Origin of the sequence: Pseudomonas sp., from assembly GCF_026224925.1 — a bacterium.
In the GTDB taxonomy this organism is placed as follows: domain Bacteria; phylum Pseudomonadota; class Gammaproteobacteria; order Pseudomonadales; family Pseudomonadaceae; genus Aquipseudomonas.
The window spans coordinates 1-9373 of sequence record NZ_JAMFRV010000708.1 but is presented as its reverse complement, the minus strand read 5'-3'; the positions used below and the strand labels follow the sequence as shown (position 1 = coordinate 9373).

Annotated in this window: 8 protein-coding genes; 7 read left to right on the top strand and 1 reads right to left on the bottom strand. The window is 51.6% G+C overall.

Going from position 1 to position 9373, the window contains the following annotated elements:
• The 3 genes from M0974_RS29570 to M0974_RS29560 all read left to right on the top strand — a co-directional run.
• On the top strand, nucleotides 1-1393 hold a 1393-nt coding region (locus M0974_RS29570; protein WP_367279067.1), incomplete at its 5' end, for a glycosyltransferase.
• A 273-nt stretch (nucleotides 1394-1666) separates the two neighbouring features.
• Complete coding sequence (locus M0974_RS29565; protein WP_297845391.1) at nucleotides 1667-3070, top strand: MBOAT family protein; 1404 nt, start codon at nucleotides 1667-1669, stop codon at nucleotides 3068-3070.
• 38 nt (nucleotides 3071-3108) lie between these two features.
• Entirely contained in the window at nucleotides 3109-4131 is a 1023-nt protein-coding gene (locus tag M0974_RS29560; protein ID WP_297845389.1) for a hypothetical protein, read from the top strand.
• Here M0974_RS29560 and M0974_RS29555 read toward each other — a convergent pair.
• Nucleotides 4128-5681 (bottom strand): bifunctional 2-polyprenyl-6-hydroxyphenol methylase/3-demethylubiquinol 3-O-methyltransferase UbiG, encoded by a 1554-nt coding sequence (locus M0974_RS29555; RefSeq protein ID WP_297845387.1) that lies wholly within the window; start codon nucleotides 5679-5681, stop codon nucleotides 4128-4130. The two genes, M0974_RS29560 and M0974_RS29555, sit on opposite strands and share 4 nt — an antisense overlap.
• Between M0974_RS29555 and M0974_RS29550 the strand changes: the two genes are divergently transcribed.
• The 4 genes from M0974_RS29550 to M0974_RS29535 form a co-directional block, all read left to right on the top strand.
• Nucleotides 5668-5904: a hypothetical protein gene (locus M0974_RS29550; RefSeq protein WP_297845385.1), complete on the top strand. Its 237-nt coding sequence runs from the start codon at nucleotides 5668-5670 to the stop codon at nucleotides 5902-5904. The two genes, M0974_RS29555 and M0974_RS29550, sit on opposite strands and share 14 nt — an antisense overlap.
• Before the next feature lie 457 nt (nucleotides 5905-6361).
• Nucleotides 6362-7426 carry an FkbM family methyltransferase gene (locus M0974_RS29545; RefSeq protein ID WP_297845383.1) on the top strand — a complete coding sequence of 355 codons (1065 nt, stop codon included), beginning with the start codon at nucleotides 6362-6364 and terminating at the stop codon, nucleotides 7424-7426.
• 717 nt (nucleotides 7427-8143) lie between these two features.
• Entirely contained in the window at nucleotides 8144-8482 is a 339-nt protein-coding gene (locus M0974_RS29540) for a helix-hairpin-helix domain-containing protein (protein ID WP_297845381.1), read from the top strand.
• 248 nt (nucleotides 8483-8730) lie between these two features.
• On the top strand, nucleotides 8731-9373 hold a 643-nt coding region (locus M0974_RS29535; protein WP_297845380.1), incomplete at its 3' end, for an SDR family oxidoreductase.

Below are 9373 nucleotides of genomic sequence, written 5' to 3'. Positions count from 1 at the left end.
GACGGATTTCTGTACTGACCAGACTGCTTGGCTGATCGATTATAGTTACGAGCGTGCGCGGACACATTTGCAGGCTGGAGCGTCGGTGTGGTTTGAGCCCAACGTCGAGCATTTGAGACAACTCTTAAACGAGTTTCATCAATCTTGGCAGCAAGGCGAACTACAGAGCATGACTGCTGCCCGAGTCGAGGCCGCCGAGGCTTTGATCCGAGGCCGCTTCATTTGGTCAGAAGTAGCCAAGGCCAGTATCAACGCTATTGCTAACGGTCGTTTGCAACCACTGCTTAAGAGAATGCCAAAGCTGGGCACTGTCACTACTTGGAACAGCGCATGCGGCGTCGCGGCCTACAGTAGCAAGTTGCTGGAGCCTGCGTTTGGATTGGATTTCCATGTGTTTGCCAATGACGATGCGATCTTGATGGGCTCCGATCTAGAAAATATTGAACGCTGCTGGAGCGCAGGAGATAGCGATTCGTTGGACCGTTTGAAGACCGCAATTGAGCGCTCCAGCGTTGATATGTTGCTGCTTCAATTCAACTTCTCTTTTTATAATTTACAGGCGTTTGCTTCGCTGCTTGATTGGGCTCACGAACGAGCGATCCGCACGCTAGTGGTGTTCCATTCCACGGCCGATGTCTATCATGGCGAGCACCTAAAGAGCCTGCGGGACCTGCGCGAATCCCTTGCGGGGGCGGCGCGTCTGTTGGTCCATAGCGTAGGCGACCTGAACCGGCTCAAGAGTTTTGGCCTGCGGGATAATCTGCTCATGTTTCCCCACGGCGTAATCGACACTCCGCCACCTGCGCCCGGCATTCAACAGCGCTTGGCTGATCTGGAAGGCAAAACCGTTATTGCGAGTTACGGTTTTCTGTTGCCCCACAAAGGCATATCGAAACTTATCGAAGCATTCGCCTCTTTAGCGCTTCATGATAGCAATCTGCACCTACTGTTGGTGAACGCTGAATATCCAGCGCCAGCATCAGCGGAACTAGCGGAAAGTTGCCGCCAACGCATTCAACAGCAAGACCTGTCTGGGCGAGTGACATTGATCACTGATTACCTTAGCGATGAAGAGTCCTTGTCTTGGTTAGGGATGGCGGACGCTATTGTGTTCCCGTACCAGCATACCCAGGAATCCTCCAGCGCTGCAGTGCGGTGGGGACTGAGCACTGGGCGCCCTGTATTCTGCACACCGCTGGCTATTTTTGAAGACGTAACAGACGCGGTCACTTTTCTACCGGGCACCGACAGTGAAGATATCGCGTCGGGTCTGCGTACACATCTGGACATTGGCCCGGTGGCGCTACAGAAAACCTGGATGAGTCATCACGGATGGTCGACAATTTCTGCTAGGTTGCGGAATTTGTTGATTGCATTAGCGGCACAACCCTGATTAGCCAGGCCTTTGCTTCAGAGAGAGTTTTATTACCGAGCCAGAGTGCGTATTCTCGGGCCCAGTTCATACAGTTGGATACTGGATGAACTGGAGGTAAGGAGGCAACGGACGAACCTGACCATTAAGTCTACTGCGGCTTTCTCGATTGCGTTGGTTCAATAGGTGTCGATAGAACGTTTTCTGGAGCGCGGTAATCGCGACTTCCTTTAAAGGCCGAAGCGCGGCCGCAAGTCGCGCCACGCTGCTAACGGCTTTTTTCAAGTAGTTGCTATGATCTTTAGTTCGTATTCGTTTCTCCTGATTTTTCTGCCGATTGTGTTCGGTTTCTTCCTGCTGTTGCGCCACTTTAAGTTGGAGCGACCTGCGCTTGCGATGCTGGTACTGGCGTCGCTAGCTTTCTATGGAGTGTGGAGCTGGCGCTATCTGGGTTTGCTACTTGTTCTGATTTTCGTCAACTACGGCCTAGGGCGGCAGCTTGTTAAGCATCACAAGCGGTTCTGGCTCATCGTCGCGGTGATATTTAATTTGTCAGTGCTGGCATATTTCAAATACGCCGGGTTCTTTTTGAGTTTTGTAGCGTCATCTTCAACGTGGCATATCATCCTACCGTTGGGCATTTCCTTTTTTACCTTCCAAAAAATTGCTTGGCATGTTGACCTCTACCAGCGACGTCTTCGGGATACCGGCAGTCTGCTCGATTACAGCTTTTTCGTCTGTTTTTTTCCGCAGCTAATTGCCGGTCCTATCGTTCATGCGCGGGTCGTATTTCCCCAGTTCGCTAGAGGCTGGTTTGATCGACCGCTCGCTTGGCAACTAGGCATAAGTTTATTGACCGTGGGGTTGATGAAAAAAGTCTTGCTCGCTGATCCATTGGCGCCCGGAGTGGCTTCGTTGTACGACCGTGTGAGCAGCGGTGGATCATTGGCCGGACCGGATGTGCTGTTGGCAGGTTTGAGCTATGGCTTGCAACTGTATTTCGACTTCTCCGGTTACGCGGACATGGCAATTGGTCTGGGGTTGATGTTTGGCATTAAGCTTCCTGTTAACTTTCGCTCGCCCTACAAAAGTTCTTCCATCATTGAGTTTTGGCGTCGCTGGCATATCACTTTGTCCGGCTTTCTGCGCGATTACCTCTACATCCCGCTGGGCGGGAATCGTCACGGTCGGTTGCGCGCCAGTATTAGCGTATTACTAACGATGTTGTTGGGTGGCCTCTGGCATGGTGCAGGTTGGCAGTTTTTGGCTTGGGGGGCGCTGCACGGGGTACTGTTGGTGATTAATCACTACTGGCGTCAAGTCATCGCTTGGCACTTGCCACGCATGATTGCCCTACCTCTAACGTTGGTGATTGTCATGCTAGCGTGGATTCCATTTCGTGCCGACTCCCTTGCCGATGCCTTTCGTCTATATCAGGGCTTGGTCGACTGGCACTGGACTTGGTCATTGACGCCATCAACAGTCCTGGACGAAGTAATGGCAATGCATATCGACCATAGCCTGCCGCTAGTCTGCCTAGGTCTGTTAATAATGACCTTGATTACGCCTAGCAGTCGCTTGCTGTGCTTGCGCCTAGGTTCGACCGGGCGGGGTATTTTGGTTGGCATAGGCTTGTTTCTCGTGCTGAAAGCTTTGGCCGGTCAACCGGACCGTGCCTTTTTGTACTTTAACTTTTGAGTGTGCTGATGAAAGGTCATTCACGACGGCAGGGATTTATGTTGGCTCTGTGCGTCGGCACGGCAATGGCAACGGCAATTTGGCTTCTCATGCTGTGGGGCCAGATGGGTAAACAAGTGCCGCAGGTCCAGTGGGTCGAGAAATCCTACGAATATAAACTGGCCTTGGCTGCTGCTGTTCAGGGGCCGAAATTGGTAATTGTTGGCGGTTCGGCTGCCATGTTCGGCATCGATTCGCCCTCATTGGAGCGCGCACTCGGCAGGCCCGTAGTGAATCTGGGGGTAAACGCCGGAATACTTTCGCCGTATCTGCAGCACTATGCGCGCCAGGCGATAGCGCCGGGAGATTGGGTGTTGTTACCGGTGGAGTATCCATTGTTTCAGGGCCGTTATTCGATCAATGCGCAATTCATTGAGTATTGGTGGAGCAATCCGGGTTTCCGTCATATGGACATCAGCCTTGTGCAGCTCGCTCAATTGTTATGGTTGACCCCGCTTACCCGAGTGATAAGCGGCTATCGAGGTTTGCTGCCAGGGTTTCAGGTTAACGGGCTGTATGGTCCGCAGCATCAGGACGAGCATGGTGACCAGAACTACAGCGACATCAGTCAACTAAGCGCGGCCATGCATGAGGGAGCAACCCGCTCAGCGCCTGAGACCTATGGAGCTCAAGTGCAGAGTTGGAATGCAAATTGGGCGAGTTGGAAGGCGTTGGCCGATGAAGTGCAGATGTCAGGAGGATGTGCGCTATTCATTCCGCCGCCGATGCTTGACCGATCTGAATACCATAGAGGCACTGAATATGACTATTTCGCCAACCTCCCACAGCAGGCGCGGGCCAATGGTCTCAGCTATGTGGGTTTTCCTTTGGACGTGATGTATCCGGAAGATCATTTTTTCGATACTAACTATCACCTCACGGCTCAGTTTCGGATGCTTTACACACGGCAGGTGATCGATTGGGTGAAATCACGCTTCGACCACTGCCAAGGCTCCATGCCCGAGTATCCAAGGCCGCTGCGCCCTTTTATCTCATCAAGCGGTTTGATCAATACGAACTAGACGCGTATCAGTTGCTTGCTCGCCGTGACCGCATAATCCTGGGGACCGTAGAACAAAGCATCGCAGCGACGCGAAACTTCATTGTCTTCATTTATAATGTATTTAGGTGGGATTGGGTTCAAGCGATGAATCGCTACCTGATCGAAACCTTTAAATTGCAACATGAACTCGGTGAAGGCGGGCGGCAATGGATGGAGGTGTGTCGGGTCTGTGTAGAAATTTGTCGCCGCTACTATGAGGTTTTCAGGGTTTGGCGTTTCGAAGATAACCAAACCTCCGGGGGCTAGAGTTCTTAGGCATTGATCGAGCAAAAGATTAAATTGTTCGAACGTAAGATGCTCGATAACATGGAACGCGGTAATCACGGCAACGCTGTTGTCTGCTTGATCTGCAAGCCAAATCAAAGCGTCTTTTTTCAACACATTCAAACCTTGCTCTTTACAGGTTTCAATATTTAGCGCATTTAGGTCAAGACCGAAGCGCTGGTATTTAGGTGAAAGCATCTGCAGCCACTCACCTCGCCCGCATCCGACATCGACCAGTGGCAAACCTGATTGAAGCGGTGCAACCTCGTCAAGCAGCGGTAAGTAATAAGACAGGCGCGAACGGATTGTTTCAACAGTCCCGCGGAAGCGGTTTTCAAACGCAAGGTAGAAACTGTCCGGTAATCCTGCGTGCACCACTGATGAGACTGGAACGATATCTTCTTGGGTGGATTTTGCTGTAGTTGAAGATACGGGCGCGCGCTCCATGTGGCTCATGCGCATGCGCAGCTCCTGCTCAACTTGACGCGTTTGTTGCAGCTCCGCGGTCAGATGTTCAGTGGCCTGCGCTTGTAGCTGCTGAGTTTGATGATGCTCATCCAATACTGTTTGCAAATTAAACAGATGGGTGTGAAGTTCTTGGACTTGTGTTGATTGGTGCTCAAAATGCTGTTGCATTTCAAAAAGCTGTAGTTGTTGACGCTCCCGCGCTATCTGTTGTGCATGCGCCTGCTGTTGCCAGGTAGCAAGCTGATACTGAACTCTATCTTTATAAGCGCCAACATGGTCAACCGGAAGCTTGTACTGCCGACCCAACAAGGTCAAGCGCGTCTCATATTCACTGTGCCGCGAATGGGCCGAAAACAATACATGAAGCTGCGTCCACAGACTGCCCATGAATGGGATGCGTTGGATCACATTTTTAAGATGGGCCCGGCGCAAACCAAATACTTTTGCATCATGTACCCGGCCTTCGGATGAGTAGCGCAATGCTGCCAGTACCTGGAACTTTTCCACTCCGGCGCGCAAATGCTGCAGGTCTCGCTCTATCTCGGCCTGCTGCCCGATGCGTCCGAGTAACGTTGGATAGGCGGCCTTGATCAACGCCTCGTCATCGAGCAGGATCAGTAGGGACCAATCATAGCTTTGGACATCAACTTCAGGAGCTGGATTGAACGAAGGCATAATTTGCTCATTATTGTTTTCCGCGCGATAGCGCTTTGCCTCAGCCTCGATCCGGCGATTGAGGTCTTGGAAATCGAGGTCGGGATTATTGGGTATCAACATCTGGCATCATTCCATCAGGGGGCGCGCCGGTTGCAGCCAGTTCTCGCAGCGTTACGGCCAAAAAGCCAAGGTTCACGACAATGGCGCCGATGATTCCAGTCACCTCAACGCTGATGACGATATCTCGCCAAAAGTCACAGTGGATGGCAGTGGCGGCGCTGTCATGCAAGGTGAGGACTATTGTATCTGTTTACTGGAAGCTAGGCGCTTGAGGGAACTGTAACGTGGTAATGCTTGCTCGCCACGCGTCGGATTACCCACGTACTCATCGTTGGGTTGTCTTAGGTCGTTGAAGAAATTGAACGAATTCTCTGGCGTACAATTGGCGACAAGCAAATTTTCGCACGGAACGATTGCCTGTCCCCAACCAAACTCATTGCGCTTATGTCGTTGGATGCCTAAATGGTAGAGCGACCGTTGGCGGGGAGCTCCTTGGGCTGTAGCGCTTGAGCGCCCTACAGACATCTTCCTCTTCATGCATGGGGACGGTCTCGTTTCGGTGCAAGCGCGCGGACTAACATGAGTGGCCATCTTGAGCATTTCGGAATGCTTGGGCCGAAAATCTGATGTTTCGTGGTGACCTCATAAAAAAGTTCGGGCGATGAAAAAACGTCTGGCACATGTTATTTTGCCCACGCCTTGAAGGGCAATATCTTACGGTTGGTCAGGAGAGGTGTGCGGTGGGCATTATACGTTTGTTGGACTGGTTCAAATCTATGCCCTCGTCCGCCGCTGACGCCTTGGATCCGGCGCCGTACGAAAATGAGTACTCTCCCGTGGCGACCGAGGCGGACATTGTGGGTTGCTTCAGGCTGTTGTTGGGTCGAATCCCTGAGCAAAAAGAATGGCACGGTCATCGTCTTTCTGTGGGTATCGATCTCAGTCAACTAGTCACAAAATTTGTCAGCAGTGACGAGTTCCAGCGCCGCGGATTGACTCGTGTGTCTTTGGGTGATACTGAGCACGAAGTGCTCGACCTCGAGGGTATGCAGTTGTGTATAAGCAGCGCAGATGGTGTATGCGGTTTGCTGAGAACGGCCAAGGAGTATGAGCCAGGCGTGACCGCAGTTATTTTGCGAGTACTGGCAGAGGGCATGACGTTCATCGATATCGGCGCCAACATTGGCTACTTTTCTGTTTTGGCCGCCAAACGGGTCGGAAATCAAGGCAAAGTTTTCGCTGTTGAGCCGTATCCCTATAACATCAAAATACTGCATACAAATATTGAATTGAATAGCCTGAACAACGTCGAAATTTTACCATTCGCACTGGCAGAAAAAAAAGGATTTCTGAATTACGACGATTGTGCGGGGAACAGCGGAACGGTGACACAAATAGATGCCGATTTCGCGATCCGACTCAATTCGACCATGGTGTACTGCGTCAGGCTTGATGACGTTATTGATGCCGACGTAGCGGTAGACCTTATCAAAATGGACATTGAAGGCGCCGAGTATTTAGCGCTGAAGGGTATGAACCGTGTTATTCGTGAGCAACGTCCGATTATCATCAGCGAAATATCTAATTCATTCCTCAAACGTATTTCCGGAGTTTCACTCGGACACTACTTGGAAGCTTTGCTTGCTGAAAGTGACTATGAGATTTCCCTGATCAAAAATGCTGAAGTTATCGTGGATTGCAATCGCGATATCATCAAAGTTTTGGATATTTATGCGGCGAACGCCTCGGAGTGCATGGATGTCGTCGTGTATCCCGCTGGAAAAAGACACCGCATCCATAGTTAACTTGGCATCGCCCAATGCCGACAATACCTAAACTGCCGGACGGCAATGACCCAAGCTGGAGTATCTGAACGTCTATAGTGTTGCTGCCCGCTGTAGACCCTGGGTGGGCACAATACCCTGCAATTAAAACGATTTGACTGCCGCAGGTTGGGACTCCTGACTTTTCCCCTCCAACTCAGCCTCAACCCTACGGCTGTTACGTTTTCCACTGTTTATCAGGGTTAAAGCCATCACCGTTCCCAGTACCGAAACGACGGCCCAGCACAGTAAAAAAGTCGCCATTGTTGCTCCAGAAAATCCATAAAACTCTGATTGATTCGCGCAGATGAGGTGTATCGCGCACGTTACTCCACGCTAAATTTACCCGGAAAATCACACAGTTCAAGCGATAAAATTATTTTACAGACGCCAATAGTCCGACTTGTATCGCGTTATGAATATTAATCCGTCTGAAATTTGACAGGTATTGTTTTCCACGTTTTAACCCTCAAAAAATAGCCTGTGATTTCAATGAGCTATCACGTGTGAGACGCGCCACCAGGCAAACCACATTTTTCCCGTTAGTTCCTGCCTGAACGACGGTAGGCAAAAATTAATTACGGCTCGCCCCTTAATATTTGGTAACTCATGCCATTTTGACGGATGGCTGCGCTCGGCTACCTTTGAAATGCAGCGTCGGAACGCTGCTTCCCACTTCAACACCAAGGAGCTTCACCAATGCGCAGTCCTTTACTCTCGTCTTTGTTGTTTGCCGTTTTCGCGAGTGCTTCTGTTGCGGTCAGTGCCGCGCCCGCCCCGCAACCCGCCCCGACACCTGCGGCCGCAGTCAGCTCCGTGGCGATGCCGGCCGAGCCCTCGACCAAGGTCAATCTCAATACCGCAGACGCCGATACACTACAAAAGGAACTGAGCGGTATCGGCAGCGCAAAAGCCCACGCCATTGTTGCTTACCGCGAAGCCAATGGAGAGTTTGCGTCGGTTGACGAGTTGCTTGAAGTGAAGGGGATCGGCAAGGCGATCCTGGACAAGAACCGTGACAAGGTGGGTCTCAACTAATTAAAGGACGGTTGCAAACGAGGCTGGTCATTGCGATCAGCCTTTTTTACGCCTGGCTTTTTTGGTTTGGAGCAGGGCAATACACCGGCGAGCTGGCTGTGTGGCGCATAGGGTCTATGCTCCCAGTCCGCATGTTGCGCTTGATTAGGTCATCTTGACACTCTCCATGTCACCCATCATATAATCCGGTCTTGATTATGTCCGTAATATAACCATTCATATTCCCTGTCCTCCAGGAGTCGTTTCCCATGACCACCTCCAACACCAAAGGCACTGCCCTTGTTACTGGCGCTTCTTCCGGCATCGGTTTTACCTACGCTGATCGTTTAGCCAAGCGCGGCTACGATCTGCTGTTAGTCGCTCGCGATCAGGGACGTCTTGAGGAAATGGCGACGCGGTTGCGTGAAACCGGTGTAAAAGTCGAAGTGCTCAAAGCCGATCTGATCGACAAAGGTGATCTGAATACTGTTCAACAGCGGCTGCGCACTGACCCTTCGATTTCTTTGTTGGTGAATAACGCAGGTGTGGCGTCTGTGGGTACATTGGCCGAATCTGATCTGGATGGCCTGGACCGGATGATTCAGCTCAACGTTGTGGCGCTGACTCATTTGGCATCAGCGGCGGCGGAAGGCTTTTCCAGGGCGGGGCGTGGTTCGATTATCAATATTGCCTCGGTCGTGCCGTTTGCTCCCGAGATGTTCAACGCGACTTACACGGCGACCAAGGCGTATGTGTTGAGCCTGACGCAGTCGCTGCATGCCGAAGTGAGCCCCGCAGGTGTGCGCGTCCAGGCTGTATTGCCGGGCGCTACACGTACTGAGATTTTTGATCGCAGCGGTATGGACCTGAGCAAGTTCCCTGCGGAGTGGGTGATGGACGTCGGTGAGATGG

Coding starts and splice junctions, on each gene's coding strand:
- M0974_RS29555 (WP_297845387.1), bottom strand. CDS start 5,681: ATGTTGATACCCAATAATCCCGACCTCGATTTCCAAGACCTCAATCGC.
- M0974_RS29540 (WP_297845381.1), top strand. CDS start 8,144: ATGCGCAGTCCTTTACTCTCGTCTTTGTTGTTTGCCGTTTTCGCGAGT.
- M0974_RS29560 (WP_297845389.1), top strand. CDS start 3,109: ATGTTGGCTCTGTGCGTCGGCACGGCAATGGCAACGGCAATTTGGCTT.
- M0974_RS29565 (WP_297845391.1), top strand. CDS start 1,667: ATGATCTTTAGTTCGTATTCGTTTCTCCTGATTTTTCTGCCGATTGTG.